We start from the raw sequence: 17,517 nt of genomic DNA on the forward strand, positions 1-17,517 counted from the left end.
CCCTTTCCCCTGAAGCCGGGGCCGGCCGCTTCCTTCCGAAAATCCCGTGATATTTGCGGCGACTGCCTCCACGATCCCCCCATCCGCAACGCCTTGCCCTTCCCCCAGGGTTTCATCCGCTCGCGTCCCGGGGTACACTCCCCCAACGAACACGCCTCCCCCATTGCCGACCCCATCGCCGGGTGACCGGCCAGGGGCGGGGAGGCCTGGCTGGAACTGGCCGGCTCTCCGCCTTTGCCCCGGCCGGCGGCCGGGTTGCCGCCCGGACGCGCGGGGAGGGGGCTTGCCTCGGGATGGCGTTTGGGCCGCGACCCGGCCCTGCGCCGCCGCCTACGGACGACGTGACGGGTGTTGCCTATGAAAGCGAACATGTTGTTGGGGTGTGTGCTTTGTTTGGTGCTGTGGGCCGTGACCGCCGGCGCCCAGTCCGGCGGCGTACCACCCGGGGAGCCGGCCCCGGCCGGCCGGACGGCCGAACGGGACGGCGCGTCGGGTGACGCCCGGCCCCGGTCGGCCGCTGCGGCAACGGCGGCCCCGGCCGCCAATACGGCCGATACGGCCGCGGCAGGGGCCGAGGCCCCCGACCCCGACGGCGCGCACCTGAGCCTCACGGCCGAGGAGCGGCGCTATATCGAGGAAAACCCCCTTTTCACCGCCTCCAACGAGAAGGACTGGCCCCCCTTCAATTTCAATCGCAACGGGCTCCCCCAGGGCTATTCCGTGGACTACCTGAACATGCTCGCGGCCCTGACCGGGCTGCGGGTCCGCTACGTGAGCGGCCCCGACTGGGACGAATTCGAGCGGATGTTGCAAACCGGCGGCCTGGACGTCCTGATGAACATGGCCAGCACGCCCCAGCGCGAGGCCTACACGGATTTCACGCCGCCCTACGCCACCCTGGCCCACGGCGTCTCCTACCGCGACAGCGAACCGGCCCCGCCGACCCTGGAGAGCCTTGGCGGCCGCGTCGTGGCCGTGCCCAAGGGGTTCTTCACCGAACAGGTGCTGCGGGAGCATTATCCGACCATCAAGCTCCTGACCCCGCCGGATACCCTCGGCTGCCTGGAAGCCGTGGCCACGGGCCGGGCCGATGCGGCCATAGGCAGCCTTCCGGCGCAAAACTACCTGATCGGCAAGCACTTCCTGCTCAATCTCCAGACCCGGGCCCTGGTGGACAACAAGTATTTCCCCACCGTCAACATCCGTTTCGGCGTGACCAACCGCAAGCCCGTCCTGGCCCGCATCCTCACCAAGGCCATGGCCGCCGTGGGAGAGCGCCAGATCAGCGCCTTGCGCCAGAAATGGCTGTCCGCCGACCGCGCCGACACGAAATACATCCCGCTGACCCCGTCGGAGCAGGCCATGCTCACCCGCCTGGGCGTGGTGCGCCTGTGCGTGCATCCCGACTGGATGCCGTTTGGCCGCATCGACGAGCAGGGGCGGTTCGAGGGCATGGCCGCCGATGTCGTCGACCGCCTGGCCGGGCGCATCGGCGTGGACCTGCGCCTTGTGCCCACCAGGACCTGGGAGGAAAGCCTCGCCGCCCTGGCCGAGGGCAAGTGCGACATCATCCCGGCCGTGATCCCCACGCCGGAGCTCCAGAAGTCCCTGGCCTTCACCCGTCCCTACCTGAGTACGCCCCTGGTCGCGGCCACGCTGCAGGACACCCTGTTCGTGCCCGACCTGGCCTCCCTGGCCGGCAAACGCATCGGCACGGTCCGGGGCCGGGCCTGGAACGCGGCCATCCGCCGCGACTTCCCGGCCGTGGACCTGGTGGAGACGGACAGCCTCGACGAGGGGCTGGGCCTGGTCCGGGACCGCAAGCTCTTCGCCTTCGTGGACACCATGGCCGCCATCGGCTACGCCATCGGCAAGAACCATTTCTCCGACCTCAAGATCGCGGGCAAGCTGGACAGCGACCTGCCCCTGGTCGTGGGGGTGCGCCAGCAAAACCCCTTGCTGGCCCAGGTGTTCGACATGGCCGTGGCCTCGCTGACGGAAAAGGAACGCAACGAAATCTTTTCCCGCTGGATCGCCGTCACCTTCGAGCACGGCTTCGACTATGCCCTGCTGTGGAAGATCCTGGCCGGGGTGGCCGTGGCCGTGGCGGCCATCGTCTACTGGAACCGCAAGCTCGTGCGCCTCAACCAGGCCGTGACCCGGGCCAACGCCGGCCTCAACCAGGCCCATGCCAAGATCGCCACGCTGCTCGACAATTCCGGCCAGGGCTTTTTGTCCTTCGGCCCCGACGGCACGGTGGAGCCGGAACGCTCCAGGGAGTGCGACCGGCTCTTCGGCCGGCCCGCCGCCGGCGCCTCCATCGGGGACCTGCTCCACCCCGGCGATGCCGCGGCCGGGCCGGCCTTCGCCGCCAACATCAAACGCATCCTGACCCAGGACGACACCTACAAGCGCGACCTGCTCCTGTCGCTGATGCCCAGGCATTTCGTGCTGGGCGACACCCGGCTGGACGCGGAATACAAGCCGCTGGGGGACGGGCGGTGCATGCTTGTGCTCACCGACGTGACCGACCGCTGCGCCCTGGAGGCCGAGGTGGAAGGGGAGCGCAAGCGCCTGGCCATGATCGTGGCCGCGGTGCGCGACAAGGACGACTTCTTCGGCGTCCTCGAGGCCTACGACCGCTTCGTCCGGGCCCGGGTGCGCGGCGAGGCCCCGGCCGGCGCGGACGGCGCGGAGGGCGTGGACGGCGGCTGGGACCTGCCCAGCCTCTACCGCCATGTGCATACCTTCAAGGGGCTGCTGCTGCAGCTGGAATGCATCCACGGCCCCGTTGCCCTGCACCGGCTGGAAACCAGGCTGGCCCAATGGCAGGCCGCCGGCCTCGGCCAGGCCGACCAGGCGCGCCTGGCCGCCGCCTGGGCCGCCTGCGGCTGCGACGCCGCCCTGGAAGACGACCTGGGCATCATCCGGGCGGCCCTGGGCCAGGCCTTTTTCGACCGGGCCCATCAGGTCCTCGTGCCCGAGGGCCTGCTCGAGCGCCTGGAAAGCATGGCCAGGCACCTGGAGGCCCGGGCCGAGGAACTGGGCCTTGGCGCGGAAAACCAGGACCTGTTGCAGGAAGTTAGCCGGTTGCGCCAGCGGGACCTGCGCGACATGCTCGGGGCCTATCCCGGATCCGTGCGCCGGCTGGCCGAACGCATGGGCAAGCTCGTGGCGCCGTTTTGCGTGGAAGGCGACCCCGTGGCCGTGCCGCCCCGGGCCTATGCGCCGTTTGTCGCCGCGCTGGTCCACGTCTTTCGCAACGCCGTCGTGCACGGCATCGAGGACCCCGACGACCGCCTGGAGGCCGGGAAGCCCGAGGCCGGGCAGATCGCCTGCCGGGTGATCGACGACGGCGACCAGGTGGAGATCGTCGTGGCCGACGACGGCCGGGGCATCGATGTCCGGGCCCTGCGGGACAAGGCCCGGGAACTGGGGCTTGCCCCCACGGGCGACGACACGGCGGACTTGCACCTGCTGTTTGCCCGGGGCCTGACGACGCAGGCCGTGGCCGATTCCTTTTCCGGGCGCGGGGTGGGCCTTTTCGCCGTCATGGACAAGTTGCGGCACCTGGGCGGCACCGCCCGGGTCACCTCCAGCCCGGGCCAGGGAACGACGTTTCGTTTCCGCCTGCCCAAACCCGAGGCCGAGCGCGAGGCCGGCCCGGCCTAGCGCCAGGCCGCTGGCCTCGGACGCGGCGGTTTGCCCAAGCAGTCCCGGTGTCCGGAAAGCGTGGGGCCAGCGCCCGGGCGGTCTTGGCGCCAGGCCTTTCCAGCTTGGCGCCAACCGAGACGCGGCGCGAAGCGGGATCGGCCTAGACCGTTATGCCATACGCCTCGTTGTAGAAAGCCTGGGCAATGTAGTTTTCACTGGCATAGGCAAATCCCTTGTCCCCCCATGAGGTACCCCAGCTGTTGCGAACGATGAAACGATTGTCCGTGGTATAGCCGACAATGCAGATGGCATGGCCGCCATAGGCGGTCGACGGTTTGAAGGTGTCGAGCTTGCCGTGGGTGTCCGCGGCCTTGCTCCAGGTCTCGTCCACGTACAAGCCGGTCAGGATCGGCCCGTTCGCGGCCAGCCAGGTGCGCCAGGCCATCAGGTCCTTGCCCAGGTTGTAATACGAGGCGATACGGTAGTTCGAGGCCAGGGCGAAAAATTGCTTTTCGTCTCCCGCATACATGGTCGAGCCGATGTGAAGGGGCAGGACAGACTCCGGAACGCAGCCGTATTTGCGCAGGATGTCCAAGGCCGCCTTGAGGCTGGTGCCGGCGACTTCGATGAAGGTCTCGGGCAGCTTGGTGAATTCATCGGTTTCCTTGGAGGCCATCCAGGTGAAACGCGCCGACAAGCGGCCGTCCTTGGGCAGCTTGGCGGCCTTGACCAGGTGATAGCGCGCCACGCCGTCGGTGGACGCCCAGCCCACGCACGAGCCCGTATTTTCCTGGTTGCCGATATCCCACCACCCCGTTCGCAAATCCAGGCTGGGCGGCAGGGCGGGGATGGGTGCCTCGATGGCGCTGGCGGCCAGGGCATGCTCGAACCCCCAGTCGCGGTCGGTGTCGCGCGAGGGGACCAGGTTGCAGATGCGTTGGATGGGGGAGGGGTCTTCGGATGTGGTCGACATGGCCGTTCTCCTTGGGCAAAAGGTGTGGTGGAACCAACACGCCTCGGTTCCGGGGAGAGCAAGGGCAGTCGGATGGTGTGTTGCGGTCTTCTCCTTCTGGTTTCCGGTTTTGGACTGTGCGCGTGGGTTGGGGTGAAGTATTTGCCTCGATAATTCTTGTTGTTGATATCGAGGAACACTTTTCAAAAGACCTGTCAACGGATACGGGATACCTCCTGGGCGGCCCGTTCGGGCTCCCTTTACCTTGGGCCGGGGAGGGCGCTACAAACGCGGCCGAGGCTTCAAAACCGTGCCGGTTCGGGAGGGGAACATGGATTTCGAGGTGCTGGCCGACCTGATCGAAAACGGCCTGCCGTTTCAGAAGATGCTGGGCATACGCGTGGCCGAGATCGTCGAGGGCCGGGTGCGGCTTTTTATCCCGTTTCGGGAGGACCTCATCGGCGACACGCGCCGCCAGGCCATTCACGGCGGCGTCATTTCCACCCTGGCCGATGTCTGCGCCGGCTTCGCCGTCTGGACCCGCTGCGAGCTATCGGCCCGCATCGCCACCATCGACCTGCGCGTGGACTACCTGCGGCCGGCCACGGCCCATGACCTGTACGCCGAAGCCACGGTGCGCCTGCTCGGCAACCGCGTGGGCAACGCGCAAGTGGTCCTGTGGTCCGACGGCAGCCCGGACGAGCACGTGGCCGAGGGCCGGGGCGTGTACAATATCCGGCGCGGTTCCTGAGGGCGTCTCCGCATCCCGCACGGTTCGGCCGTCGGCCGGGTGCCGGGACTCGCGCCGCCGCCCCCTTGTCGCGGAGGCTGCAAGGGGGCGGCGGCCGGCCTGGTTGCGGGCGAGGCGGAACCGTTCCTTTCGAGGAGGCGACCCGAGGGGCACGGGGCGCGCAAGGCCGCGGGCGGCGCCGCCTTCCGGCTACCAGCGGGCCAGCAGTTCCGGGACCATCTCCGGCGCGGCCTCGGTGAGGAGAAAGGCGAACAGCACGGCGGCGATGAGGTCGGCCGTGGTGCCGGGGTTGTAGCGGCGGTCGGCGTCGCGCAGGGCCGTGTCGAACCGGGCCACGGCCTGGCGCCCGTCCTCGGTGAAAACCCCGCCCAGGGCCAGGGCAGCGGCCGCCTGGCGCGAAACGCCCTCGGCCGCTGCCCGGTCGAGCTTGCGGGCGATGTCCGTGTCCGGGACCGTGGCCAGGATGGTCAGGAAGGTCTGGACCACGGCCTCGGAGAAGCGGCTGCCCGAGGCCCACAGCCCCGTGAGGCAGGGCAGCCCGACCTCGAAGACGATGGCGAAATCCGTGACGTATTCGCTGGCCAGGCTGTCGCGGTCGCGGGCCATGGCCATGGCCGCGCGCAGGGTGTAGTCGATGGGCGTGGTGCGCACGTCGCCCTGCGCGACTTCGTCCAGGCCCTGGGGCGCGGCCGCGACGATGGCCCGGAAGGCGAGCTGCGCGTCGCGCACGTCGAGGTCGCGCAGCACCTCGCCCAGGGCCGCGCGCAGCCCCTGGGCGTGCGGCCTGGCCGCCGCCCGGATCAGGGGGGCGAGCAGCAGCACGATGCCGATGTTGGTGTTCACGCCGGCCAGGCGCTTGGTGTCGCCCGCGGCGCGCGCGATGATGTCGCCGACCCGGGCGCCGTCACCGGCGGCAAAGGCCGGCCCCACGGCGGCGGCGCTGACCAGGAACTGCTCCAGGGTCAGCCGGGCGCAGTCCTTGGACCGGGTCACGTTGCCGGGTTTTTCGGCCAAAACCTCGAAGATGCAGGCCAGCTGCGCCGCCTGGCCGATCCACTCGCGTCTGTTCGCCACCGTGGCACTCCCCTAAAAAACGATAAAAAAGCTTGCCGTTTAAGCTGGAGTGCATTACGGTTGCACACAAAATCGTGCCCGTCAAGCGGGGCCGCCCGGCGGCCCGCAAGGAGACGCCCGCCAAGCCGATACGTGTCCAAGGTACGCCCTTTCCCCCTCGCGATCATTATAAACACCACCGTTTAGAGGGACAGTCGCGAGGGAAGGTACCACCAATGTCCCGTCAGTGGAGGGAGTCGACATACTTCATACAATGTTTCCCGTGAATTGATTCGCGTTTGGGAGCCATTCGCCCAAAAGCCATCACGCAGGAGAAAGCCATGACATTGTACAATGAAGATGCTCGACGCGGTCGCCGACACCCCACTGCACAAACGCCACGCCACCCGACAGACCGCGACAACCTGTTGACTCCCCGACGACGGCCGGCCGGCCGACGGATCGCCCTTTTGGGCGCGTCCGGTTCCGGCGGGCTCGACCGTTCTTGCTGTGCCGCTGTGACCAAGCCGCTCTTTTGCCGCCGCCATGCCGCCATCCCCCTTGGCTGCCGCCAGACGGCCATCGCCGCCCGTGCCCCGGTATCGCCTGGGGGAAGCGGCCCGTTGCGCCTGCCGTCAGCCAGGCCTCCCGGATCGCGCGCCAAGCATGGTGCCGGCGGGGTCTAGGCCACCGGCCCGCCCGGGAGAGAGCCGGCGGCATTGAGGCCGCCGCGGCCGCTCCCCGGCCGGGCTCAGCGCTCGGACTTCGCCGCCCCAACCGTGCCGACGGCCGGCCTTGCGGCCCATCCGTCCGGTTGCGCGGGCCAGTCGTGGCTGGCGGGGTATCCCCCGCTGGCCGGCTGTTCCCCGCGCGCACCGGAGAGGGTGCCGCAATCCTCCCGCGCCGCCGGCCAGGGAACCGGCCGCGCCGCCCCAACTCCCGGCCAAGGCGAATCGCCCGCCCGGGGCAGGGCGCCGGACATGCATCCAACAGCGCACGCTCCAAGGAGAATCGGCATGCAAATACATCAGGACGTCGTGTGTACCTTTTGCGGCTGCCTCTGTGACGACCTGGAAGTCGAAGTCGAAAATAACGCCGTGGTGGGCGTCAAGAAAGCCTGCGCCATCGGCAAGAACAAGCTGTTCCACGACAGCCACCCCGATTCCCCGCCGCCGAGCATCGCCGGCCGCGAGGTGCCCATCGGGGAGGCCATCGACGAGGCGGCCCGCATCCTGTCCCGGGCCCGCTATCCGCTCATCTACGGTTTAAGCAGCACCACCTCCGAAGCCCAGCGGGAACTGGTGGCCATCGCCGAAAAAACAAAGGGGACCATCGACAACCCCTCCTCCTACTGACACGGCCCGGGCGTTCTCGCCCGCCAGCAGGTCGGGCTGGCAACATGCACGTTGGGAGAGGCCCGCAACAGGGCGGACCTCATCATTTTCTGGGGCTGCAATCCGGTCGAATCGCACATGCGGCATTTAAGCCGCTATTCCTCCCTGGCCAAGGGGCTTTTCACGCCCGAGGGCCGCAAGGGACGCAAGGTGGTGTCCATCGACATCCGGCCCACGCCCACCACCAAGGGCGCGGACCTGTTTTTGCAAGTCAAGCCCGGCAACACCTTCGAGATCGCCTCGGTGTTGCGCGCCCTGCTGCGGGGCGAGCGCCTGGAGGAGGAGGCCGTGGCCGAGGTGGCCGGCGTGCCCCTTGCCTCCTGGCGGCAAGTGGTGGAAGCCATCAAGGGCTGCCGCTACGGCGTGCTCTTCTTCGGCCTGGGCGTGACCCAGTGCCGGGGCAGCGACATCAACGTCGAGCAGGTGGGGCTGCTCGTCCAGGACGCCAACGTCCATACCCGCTTCTACGGCGTGGCCATGCGCGGCCACGGCAACGTCAACGGCAGCAACCAGGTCATGACCTGGCTCACCGGCTACCCCTTGGCCGTCAACTTCAGCCACGGCTATGCCCGGTTCAACCCCGGCGAGTTCAGCGTCCTGCCCATGCTGGCCCGCGGCGAACCCGATGCCGCGCTCATCGTGGCCACGGACCCCGGGGCCCATCTGCCGGCCGACGCCGTCCGCTACCTGAAGTCCATCCCCACGGTGGCCATCGACCCCCACAAAAACGGGACCACGCCCTGGGCCACGGTGGTCATCCCCGTGGCGCCGTCGGGCGTGGCCGCGGCCGGCACCTTCTACCGCATGGACAACGTGCCGCTGCGGGTGCGCAAGTTGATCGAATCGCCGTACCCGTCGGACGAGGAAGTCCTGGCGGCGATTAAAGAGAGGATCGACCATGCCATGCGGGCTTGAACACGCCGGCCCTCCTGCCTGGCCCATGGGATCCGTCATGGAGGAGACAGCCGTGTCGCACATAACCGGAGCGCTGGTCACCGTCCGCACCGCCAAGCAGGGCGCCGAGATGGAAAGCGGCAAGACCAACGTCAAATACTTAGCCGAGATCGCCACCTTGCGCCTGAACCCGGACGACCTGGCCGACCTGGGCCTGGAAGAGGGCGGGCAGGCGGTGCTCGCCAGTGCCCACGGCCGCGCCGTGGTCACCTGCCGGGCTGCCGAAGGGCCGCGCGGGCTGTTCTTCCTGCCCCTTGGCGAAGTGGCCAACCGGCTTTTCAGCGCCGCGGTCACCAACGGCACCGGCGTGCCCCAGTGGAAATACCTGGAGGTGACCGTTTCGCCCAAGGCACCAGGGGACGACGCCGGGGAACAGGCGGGAGGAGACGGCCATGCCGGCGTATCCTGACCCGCCTCGGGCCGGGCGCCGCCGCCCAGGCCCGCCCGGCTCCCCCTTCCCCCGCAGGCGCCGGTCCCCGGGATCGACAAGGAGGCAATCGCCATGTTGCGCATCATAAACGGACGCGTCCACGACCCCTTGCACGGCGTCGTCGGCGAGGTCCGCGACCTCTATATCGACGACGGCCGGATCGTGTCCGAGGAGGGCATCGAGCCGGCCGAGGCCCGGGACATGGAAACCCTCGACGCGGCCGGCTGCGCCGTGCTGCCGGGCGGCGTGGAAATCCACAGCCACATCGCCGGGGCCAAGGTCAACAGCGGCCGCATCATGTGCCCCGAGGACCACTACGGTCACGTCCGGGCGGCGACCGACGTCACCCGGCCCGGCTGCGGGCTGATTGTGCCCTCGACCTACGAGACCGGCTACCTCTATTCCCAGCTCGGCTACACCACCGTGTTCGAGGCCGCCGTGCCGCCCATCGAGGCCCGCCACGCCCACGAGGAGCTCATGGACATCCCCATGCTCGACACGGGCTGCTTCGCGGTCATGGGCAACAACTACCTGATCATGAAGGTCTTAAGCGACCCCGATGCGGCTCGGCGCACCGAGCGGCTGCGCGCCCTGGTGCCGTGGCTGTTGCGGGCCAGCCGGGCCTTTGCCGTCAAGGTGGTCAACCCCGGCGGGGTGGAGGACTGGAAATGGAACGCCGGCGCGGCCGACCTGGACACGCCCACCCCCCCCTTCGGCGTCACGCCGCGCCAGATCGTAACCGGCCTGGCCACGGCCGTGGACAGCTTGCAGCTGCCCCATCCCATGCACCTGCACTGCAACCACCTGGGCGACCCGGGCAACGTGGACACGACGCTGGCCACCATGGAGACGCTCTCCGGCCATCGGACCCACTTCACCCATCTCCAGTACCACGCCTACGGGCGCACGAAAAAAGGCGGATTTACCTCCGGCGCGGCCCGGCTGGCCGCATACCTCGACACCCACCCGGAGTTTACCTGCGACGTGGGCCAGATCGTCTTCGGCGATACGCTGACCATGACCTCGGACGCGCCCATGGAGTTCAAGCTCCACAAGATGCGCGGGGCCAAGTGGGGCAACTGCGACATCGAGATGGAGGGCGGCTCGGGGCTCGTGCCGGTGCGTTACGCGCCCAAGGTGCTGGTCAACGCCATCCAGTGGGCCGTGGGCCTGGAACTGCTGCTTTTGATCAAAAACCCCTGGCAGGTCTTCCTGACCACCGACCATCCCAATGCCGGGCCGTTCACGGCCTATCCCGGGATCATCCGCCTGCTCATGGACGCCGACTACCGGCGCTCCTGGCTGGAGAAGCTCCATCCCAAGGTCCGCAGCCGCACCGTCCTGTTCGACCTCGACCGGGAATACAGCCTGGACGAGATCGCCGTCATCACCCGGGCCGGCACGGCCCGCCGGCTGGGCCTGGCGTCCAAGGGGCACCTGGGCGTCGGCGCCGACGCCGACGTGGCCGTCTACCCGATCCTGCCCGACAAGGCGGCCATGTTTTCCCGGCCGCGCTTCGTGCTCAAGCAGGGGGAGCTGGTGGTGCGCGACGGCCAGGTCGTGGCCGAGCGCGCCGGCCGCACCCTGTGCGTGGCCCCGGAGGGCTACCGGGAGCTGCCTGGTGATCTGGCCGAGACCTTCGCCGGCTGCTACACCGTGAAGCTGGCCAACTACATGGTGGAGGACGAGTACCTCCGCCGGCCGGAGGTGGTGCCATGCGGATAAACGGCGTGGAAATCGTGGACACCTTCGCCGAGGCCTTCCCCATGCACGGCGCCCGGGTGCGGGTCACGGCCGTAAACGACCGCTGGGCCCGCCAGGCCGCCCTGGCCGCCACCGGGTTCGCCACTTCGGTCATCGGCTGCGGCATCGAGGCCGGCATCGAGGGTCCCTCGCCGGTTACACCCGACGGCCGGCCCGGCCTCGATTGCCTCTTTTTCGGCATGTCGCGCGACGCCCTGGAAAAGCAGCTCCTCAAGCGCATCGGCCAGGCCATCATGACCGCGCCCACCTCGGCCTGCTTCGACGGCGGCCTGCCGGAATGCCGCGACCAGGAGCCGGCGAGCCTGCCCATCGGCGGCAAGATCCGCTACTTCGGCGACGGCTTCCAGGCGAGCAAGGTCATCGACGGGCGGCGCTTCTGGCGCATTCCGGTCATGGAGGGCGAGTTCGTCATCGACGAATCCTTTGCCACGGCCAAGGGTGTCGGCGGCGGCAACTTCATGATCCTGGCCACCTCGGACGCGGCCGCCCTGGAGGCGGCCGAAGCGGCCGTGGAGGCCATCGCCACCCTGCGCGGCGTGATCCTGCCCTTCCCGGGCGGCATCGTGCGCAGCGGCAGCCAGGTCGGCTCGCGCTACGCCTTCTTGCCCGCCTCGACCAACATCGCCTTCTGCCCGACCATCCGGGGCCGGGTGCCCGGCACGGTGCTGCCGCGCGGCGTCAATGCCGTGCTCGAAATCGTCATCGACGGCCTGACCCCCGAGGTCGTGGCCGCAGCCACCCGGCTCGGCGTGCTGGCCGCCTGCCGCGACGGCGTGGTGGAGATTACGGCCGGCAACTACGGCGGCAAGCTCGGCAAGCACCATTTCCACCTGTGCCGGCTGCTCGGCTGAGCGCCCCAAGGAGCCATGCCATGCATACACACGTGCAACTGACCCTGCGCACCCCCCCGGACCTGCCGGTGGAGGCGCAGGCCCTGATACCGGAAAACGTCGCCGGCAAGGGCCAGGCCGGCATCGAGGCCTTGCCGCTGCTTTTGGGCAACCGGCCGGCCACCGTGGCCGACTTCTTCGATGTCGCGGTCCTTGCGGACGGCCCGGGCGACGGGCAGGCCACGCAACCCGGGGAGGCGGTGACGCTGCAACTTCGCGGCGACCTGTCCCGGTTTAAGCATATCGGCGAGCGGATGGCCGCCGGCCATGTCGTGGCCGACGGCCCGGTGGGCTTCCATGCCGGCGCCTTCATGGCCGGCGGCAGCCTGACCATAAACGGCGAGGCCGGCGACTACCTGGGCGCCCATATGAGCGGCGGGCGCATCACCGTGCGGGGCTCGGCCGGCCACTACGTGGGCGCGGCCTATCGCGGCTACGTTTTCGGCATGACCGGCGGTGCGATCTGCATCCACGGCAACGCCGGGCACATGGCCGGCGCGCGCCTGCGGCGGGGGCTGGTGGCCGTTGGCGGCAACTGCGGCGATCTGGCCGGCTACGGCATGCGGGCCGGCACCGTGGTCATCGGCGGCACCGCATCGGTGCGGGCCGGGGCGAACATGGTGCGGGGCACGGTGGTCCTGCTGGCGCCGCCGGAGGCGATCATGCCGACGTTTCGCTACAATTGTGCCTATTGTCCGGGCTTTTGGCCCATTTTGCACGCCTCCCTGACCGGGGCGGGCCTGGACTTCCCGGGTGTCGGCCCGCAAGCCGTGTTCGAAAGCTACGGCGGCGACATCAACGAGGGAGGAAGAGGGGAGATACTGGTATGTCGCAGCGCGAACTGATGTCGGGCCTGGGCGTGACCGGCGGCCTGGGCGGGATCGTCCCGAGGCCGGTCAGGAAGGTGAGCGGGCCACGAGTGTTTGCCGGCGAGGACCTGGTCGCCGAGGAGTACTCCCTGACGGTCGTCTGCCACGGCGAGCCCTATGCGACCTTGCAGTGCTCGCCCGGCCAGGAACGCTACCTGGTGCTCGGCCATCTGGCCAGCGAAGGGCTGATCGCCACGGCCGGCGAGGTCAGCCGCCTGGATATCGACACCTCCCTGGGCCTGGCCTGGGTCGAGACAAGCCAGGCCAGACCGGACGCTGCCGCCGGTTCCCCCGGGCGCGGCCTGTGCTGGCTGTCGCGCCGCATCGACAGCCGGGTGCGCCTGACCCGCGACGAGATCCGGCGCTTTGCCCGGGCCCTGGAAGACCTGTCCGTGGCCTACCGCCTCACCGGCGGCGTGCACGGCGGCCTGCTGTTCGACCACGGCCGGGAGTTCTGCTTCCATCAGGACATCGGCCGGCACAATGTCCTCGACAAGCTCTACGGCCAGTGCCTGGCCGAGGGCATGGCCACGGACGACCTGGTGCTGTCGTTTTCCGGCCGGGTGACCTCGGAGGTCGTGGCCAAGCTCGGCCGGATGGGCATTCCGGTGGTCATCGCCCGCTCGGCGCCGACCAGCCTCGCCCTGGACATGGCCCACGAACTGGGCATGACCGTGGTCGCCTTCGCCAGGGGCGGGCGGTGCAGCGTCTACACCCACGCCCATCGGGTGTTCCCGTGACCGTTTCGGCGCCCGCCCGGCCGCGCCTGGTGCCCGTCCTGGACATCCTGGGCGGGCAGGTGGTCGGGGCCGTGCGCGGGGAGCGCGAGCGCTACCAGCCTGTGCGCAGCCAGCTCGTCACAAGTGCCGCGCCCCTGGCCGTGGCCGAGGCGCTGGTGGGGCTGACCCGGGCCGAGGCCCTCTATGTGGCCGATCTGGACGCCATCATGGGGCGCGGCGACAACGCGGCCACCGTGGCCGCCCTGTCCGAAAGGCTTGGCTGCCAGGTCTGGCTGGACGCCGGGGCGGCCGACGTCGCCGGGGTGCGGGCGATCCTCGCCTGCGGGGCCGGTGCGGCCGTCCTCGGCACGGAATGCCTGGCCGGCCTCGATGCCCTGGCCGGGATCATCGAGGCCGTGGGCCGGGAGCGCCTGGTGCCGAGCCTTGACCTGCGCGGCGGGGCGGTCCTGTCCCGGGCGCCGGAACTGGCCGGGTTGCCGCCCCTGGCCGGATTGGAAAAACTGGCCGGCTGCGGCTGTGACCGCTGCATCGTGCTGACCCTCGACGGCGTGGGCACGGGCGGTGGCCCGGACTGGGCGGTGCTCGAGCAGGCTCGGCGGCTGCTGCCCGGGGTGGCGGTCTTCGGCGGCGGCGGCGTGCGGGATATGGCCGACCTGCGCCGGGCGGCCGCCATGGGGCTGGGCGGGATGCTCGTCGGCACGGCCCTGCACCGGGGCTGGATCACGGCCGCCGATGTGGCGGCACTGGAAAAAGAGGCCATGCGTTGGCCCGAAGGAGGGACGGCATGAAGTTTGTCTGGGCGTTGACCGGGGCTGGGGACCTCATGCCCGAGATCGTCGCGGTCATGGAAGAAGTGGCCGGGCAGGGCGGCCTGGAGATCACGGTCGTGCTGTCCCGGGCCGCCGAACAGGTGGTCAAATGGTACAAGCTCAAGGACCGGCTGGAGGCGCTGGCGCACAAGCTGCTCGTGGAAAAGGACTCCAACGCGCCGTTTGTCGTCGGGCCGCTCCAGACCGGGCACTACGACTTCCTGCTGGTCGCGCCGGTGACGGCCAACACGGCGGCCAAGATCGCCCACGGCATCGCCGATTCCCTGGTGTCCAACGCCGTGGCCCAGATCAACAAGACGGATATCCCGGCCTACCTGCTGCCCGTGGACCAGCGGCCGGGCACGACGACCACCACGTTGCCCGACGGCTCGCCCCTGACGCTGCGCATCCGGCCCGTGGACATCGAAAACGTGGAGGCCATCCGGCGCATGGACGGCCTGACCGTCCTGGAACGGCCCGAGGACATCCCGGGCGTGGTGGCCAGGCACCGCAAGCGCGCCTGAGGCCACTGGCCAGGGGCCGCCCGTGTCTCTTGGTTTGAGTCGTAAACAATGTCACTCTACGCTGTCAGGTGCCTCGCACGGGGCAGGCAACGCGGCGGGACGGGAGAGGGGACCCGCCGCGAAGACGCAGGAGAAAGCGCATGCGTGTGACGGTCACGGCCTATGCCAGGTTGCATCTGGGGTTTCTCAACGTGGACGCGTCCTTGGGTTGGGTCCACGGCAGTCTCGGGGTGGGGTTGGACACGCCCCGGATTCGCATCGTGGCCGAGCCGGCCAGGGTGTTCTCCGTCGAAGGCGAGCAGGCCGACAAGGTGGCGCGCTGGGCCGAACGGCTGGGCACCGCCCTGGGCCGGACCTGGCCGGCCCGGCTGCGGGTGGAGGAGGCCATTGCCGAACACTCGGGTCTGGGTTCGGGCACGCAATGGGCGCTGGCCGTGGGTACGGCCCTGACGCTTTTGTGCGGTAAGCCCATGGCCCCCCGGGAATTGGCCGCCACCCTCGGCCGGGGTATGCGCTCGGGCATCGGCGTGGCCAGCTTCGAGGCCGGCGGCTGCATCATGGAGGCCGGTCACCTGCGGCGCTCGCCCGAAGAGCCGGTGCGGCCCTCGGCCGTGGTCTTGCGGCGCGATTTCCCGGCCGGCTGGCGTTTCGTGCTGGTTGTGCCCGAGGCCGGGCCCGGGCTGTCCGGCCAGGCCGAACGGGAGGCCTTCGGCAGCCTCGGCGAAACGGCGGACATCGCCGACGCCGTCTGCCGCATCGTGCTGCTGCGCCTGCTGCCGGCGCTGATCGAGGAGAATATCGCCGCCTTCGGCCGGGCCGTCAGCGACCTCGACCGGCAGACCGGGCTTTTTTTCAAGCAGGCCCAGGGCGGCGTCTACCGCGACACGGGCGGCGAGATCATCGAGGCGCTGCTTGCGGCCGGGGCCTACGGCGTGGGCCAGAGTTCCTGGGGGCCGTGCCTGTACGCCCTGGTCGACGACGCCACCGAGGCCGGCGTGGTGTCGGCCGCCCGGGCGCGGCTGGCGGCCATGGGCCTGCCCGGCCGGGTCTTCGTGGCCGCGGCCCGCAATGCCGGGGCCGACGTGCGCGTGGCGGGCTGAGCGTCAGGAAGACAGGCCCAGGGCGGCCAGCAACTCGCCCATGGCTGCCGCCAGTTCGGAGCCCGGTGCGACCTTGGTGACGACCCGGGCGTTCTCCTTAAGCCTCTCCCGGCCCTGGCCGGGCGGCATAAGGTGCAGGCGTGTGGACAGCACCAGGCTTTCCAGCAGCAGCCCCTCGGCCCGGTTGACCAGGCGCACCGGCCCAAAGGCCCGCAAACGCCCGGGCGAGGCCTCCAGCCGCACGGTCCGGCCGGCGTCCTCGGTCCGCAGGCCGCGCAATTCCAGCCAGGCGTCGGCGCCTTCGAGGAACGGGACGCCCCGAGGCGTGGCCGGTGGTTCGGGCGCGAGGGCGGCGGCCGGTGGTTCGGGCGCGAGGGCGGCGAAACGCAGCCGGTCCCGGTGGTGCAGGGCCGTTTGGAGCAGGGCCGGGCCGGGCGGGAAATTGAGCCCCAGGAGGCCGTTTTCCAGGATGTTGGCCAGGGTGGCCGAACCCTTGTAGAGTTCGGCCCGAAGGACGACCCCGTCGGGCGTCGACACGCCGATGGGCGCGGCATGGGGGCCGTCACGGCCCAGGGTCGTGGCCGCGACCTCGTAGATCCAGCCGCGGCGCAGGCCAAGTTCCGGGGGAATGGGCATGGGGCCAGTGTAGGGGAAAGGAGCCCGGCGGGCAACGGCCCGGGGGGCGCGGGCAGCCTTCCGTGACGCCCCGGGGCGATGGCGGCCTGGGCGTGGGGCACGTTCTGTGACGCCCATGGGTGATGGCGGCTTGGGACACGGGCAGCGCTGCGTGACGTCCCTGGGCGATGGCGGCCCTGGGCCACGGGCAGGGCAAGGAGCGGGATGATGCGGCTTTTGGTGAGTGTGGCGCGCGAGGAGGAAGTCGCCCCCGCCGTTTCCGGCGGGGCGGACATCGTGGACGTGAAAAACCCGGCCGAAGGCGGCCTCGGCGCGGCCGAACCCGGGCGCATCGGCCGCATCCGCGCCCTGACGCCCGCCGCCGTGCCGGTCAGCGTTGCCATCGGCGACGCGCCCATGCTGCCCGGCACCATGGCCCTGGCTGCCCTCGGCGCGGCCGGCTGCGGCGTGCAGTACGTCAAGGTGGGCCTTTTCGGCCCCCGGGACGCCGCCCAGGCCGAGCGGTTGCTGGCGGCCGTGAGCCTAGCCGTTCGCGAAAGCCATCCGCGCACCCGGGTCATCGCGGCGGGCTACGCCGACGCCCGGGCCTTCGGGGCCGTGGAGCCCGAAGCCCTGCCGGCCCTGGCCGCCCGGGCCGGGGCTCATGGCTGCATGCTCGACACCCTGGCCAAGGACGGGCGCTGCCTGTTCGATTTCCTCGATGTGGCGGGCCTGACGGCATTCGTCCGGCAGTGCCGGTCGCTTGGCCTGGAAAGCGCCCTGGCCGGGAGCCTGCGCCTGGCCCACGCGCCGCGACTGTGCGAGCTCGCCCCGGACATCGTTGGCGTGCGTTCGGCCGTGTGCGCCGGGGACCGCACCAACGGCCGGGTTTCGGCCCGGGCCGTGGCAGGGCTGCGCGAGGCCCTCACCGGCGCGGGCGCGCCCGTGGCCCGGGCGGCCCCGTGTGGCGCCCCTTAAAAGTACTAATTATTTTAGTGTATTGTTCATGGCCAACCCC

General features: G+C 70.0%; 15 protein-coding genes and 1 pseudogene. 13 read left to right on the plus strand and 3 right to left on the minus strand.

Going from position 1 to position 17,517, the window contains the following annotated elements:
* Positions 1-357 precede the first annotated feature (357 nt).
* Positions 358-3,672 carry a transporter substrate-binding domain-containing protein gene (locus tag ACP59X_RS03760; RefSeq protein ID WP_428565207.1) on the plus strand — a complete coding sequence of 1,105 codons (3,315 nt, stop codon included), beginning with the start codon at positions 358-360 and terminating at the stop codon, positions 3,670-3,672.
* A 142-nt stretch (positions 3,673-3,814) separates the two neighbouring features.
* On the opposite strand, the gene ACP59X_RS03765 is transcribed toward ACP59X_RS03760, so the two are convergent.
* The gene (locus ACP59X_RS03765) at positions 3,815-4,627 is read right to left on the minus strand and encodes a C1 family peptidase (RefSeq protein ID WP_428565209.1); all 813 of its coding nucleotides are present in this window, start codon (positions 4,625-4,627) and stop codon (positions 3,815-3,817) included.
* Positions 4,628-4,937: 310 nt separating this feature from the next.
* Here ACP59X_RS03765 and ACP59X_RS03770 point away from each other — a divergent pair, with 310 nt between their 5' ends.
* Complete coding sequence (locus ACP59X_RS03770; protein WP_428565211.1) at positions 4,938-5,357, plus strand: PaaI family thioesterase; 420 nt, start codon at positions 4,938-4,940, stop codon at positions 5,355-5,357.
* Positions 5,358-5,546: 189 nt separating this feature from the next.
* Here the strand turns inward: ACP59X_RS03770 and ACP59X_RS03775 are convergent, their stop codons facing one another.
* Positions 5,547-6,431: a triphosphoribosyl-dephospho-CoA synthase gene (locus tag ACP59X_RS03775; RefSeq protein WP_428565215.1), complete on the minus strand. Its 885-nt coding sequence runs from the start codon at positions 6,429-6,431 to the stop codon at positions 5,547-5,549.
* A 995-nt stretch (positions 6,432-7,426) separates the two neighbouring features.
* Between ACP59X_RS03775 and ACP59X_RS03780 the strand changes: the two genes are divergently transcribed.
* The 10 genes and pseudogenes from ACP59X_RS03780 (at position 7,427) to ACP59X_RS03825 (ending at position 15,884) form a co-directional block, all read left to right on the plus strand.
* Positions 7,427-7,765 (plus strand): hypothetical protein, encoded by a 339-nt coding sequence (locus tag ACP59X_RS03780; RefSeq protein WP_428565217.1) that lies wholly within the window; start codon positions 7,427-7,429, stop codon positions 7,763-7,765.
* A gap of 12 nt (positions 7,766-7,777) precedes the next feature.
* A pseudogene (locus ACP59X_RS03785) lies at positions 7,778-8,719 on the plus strand (formylmethanofuran dehydrogenase subunit B); the annotation flags it as partial.
* Positions 8,720-8,771: 52 nt separating this feature from the next.
* Positions 8,772-9,167 carry a molybdopterin dinucleotide binding domain-containing protein gene (locus ACP59X_RS03790; RefSeq protein ID WP_428565219.1) on the plus strand — a complete coding sequence of 132 codons (396 nt, stop codon included), beginning with the start codon at positions 8,772-8,774 and terminating at the stop codon, positions 9,165-9,167.
* 93 nt (positions 9,168-9,260) lie between these two features.
* Positions 9,261-10,913: a formylmethanofuran dehydrogenase subunit A gene (locus tag ACP59X_RS03795; protein ID WP_428565221.1), complete on the plus strand. Its 1,653-nt coding sequence runs from the start codon at positions 9,261-9,263 to the stop codon at positions 10,911-10,913.
* Complete coding sequence (fhcD, locus tag ACP59X_RS03800; protein ID WP_428565223.1) at positions 10,904-11,803, plus strand: formylmethanofuran--tetrahydromethanopterin N-formyltransferase; 900 nt, start codon at positions 10,904-10,906, stop codon at positions 11,801-11,803. Before ACP59X_RS03795 ends, fhcD begins: the two co-directional genes overlap by 10 nt.
* A 20-nt stretch (positions 11,804-11,823) precedes the next feature.
* Complete coding sequence (locus tag ACP59X_RS03805; protein WP_428565225.1) at positions 11,824-12,687, plus strand: formylmethanofuran dehydrogenase subunit C; 864 nt, start codon at positions 11,824-11,826, stop codon at positions 12,685-12,687.
* Positions 12,669-13,451, plus strand: a complete 783-nt coding sequence (gene fdhD, locus ACP59X_RS03810) for a formate dehydrogenase accessory sulfurtransferase FdhD (protein WP_428565227.1) — start codon at positions 12,669-12,671, stop codon at positions 13,449-13,451. The genes ACP59X_RS03805 and fdhD overlap by 19 nt, the downstream gene beginning before the upstream one ends.
* Positions 13,448-14,239: a HisA/HisF-related TIM barrel protein gene (locus ACP59X_RS03815; RefSeq protein WP_428565229.1), complete on the plus strand. Its 792-nt coding sequence runs from the start codon at positions 13,448-13,450 to the stop codon at positions 14,237-14,239. The genes fdhD and ACP59X_RS03815 overlap by 4 nt, the downstream gene beginning before the upstream one ends.
* Complete coding sequence (gene afpA / locus ACP59X_RS03820; protein WP_428565231.1) at positions 14,236-14,784, plus strand: archaeoflavoprotein AfpA; 549 nt, start codon at positions 14,236-14,238, stop codon at positions 14,782-14,784. Before ACP59X_RS03815 ends, afpA begins: the two co-directional genes overlap by 4 nt.
* 140 nt (positions 14,785-14,924) lie before the next feature.
* Positions 14,925-15,884 carry a beta-ribofuranosylaminobenzene 5'-phosphate synthase family protein gene (locus ACP59X_RS03825; protein ID WP_428565234.1) on the plus strand — a complete coding sequence of 320 codons (960 nt, stop codon included), beginning with the start codon at positions 14,925-14,927 and terminating at the stop codon, positions 15,882-15,884.
* 3 nt (positions 15,885-15,887) lie between these two features.
* Here the strand turns inward: ACP59X_RS03825 and ACP59X_RS03830 are convergent, their stop codons facing one another.
* The gene (locus ACP59X_RS03830; RefSeq protein WP_428565236.1) at positions 15,888-16,520 is read right to left on the minus strand and encodes a DUF447 domain-containing protein; all 633 of its coding nucleotides are present in this window, start codon (positions 16,518-16,520) and stop codon (positions 15,888-15,890) included.
* A 204-nt stretch (positions 16,521-16,724) separates the two neighbouring features.
* On the opposite strand from ACP59X_RS03830, the gene ACP59X_RS03835 reads away from it, so the two are divergent.
* Positions 16,725-17,477, plus strand: a complete 753-nt coding sequence (locus tag ACP59X_RS03835; RefSeq protein WP_428565238.1) for a (5-formylfuran-3-yl)methyl phosphate synthase — start codon at positions 16,725-16,727, stop codon at positions 17,475-17,477.
* The last annotated feature ends 40 nt before the right edge of the window (positions 17,478-17,517 follow it).

Origin of the sequence: Solidesulfovibrio sp. DCME, assembly GCF_049995385.1 — a bacterium.
Taxonomy (GTDB): Bacteria; Desulfobacterota; Desulfovibrionia; order Desulfovibrionales; family Desulfovibrionaceae; genus Solidesulfovibrio.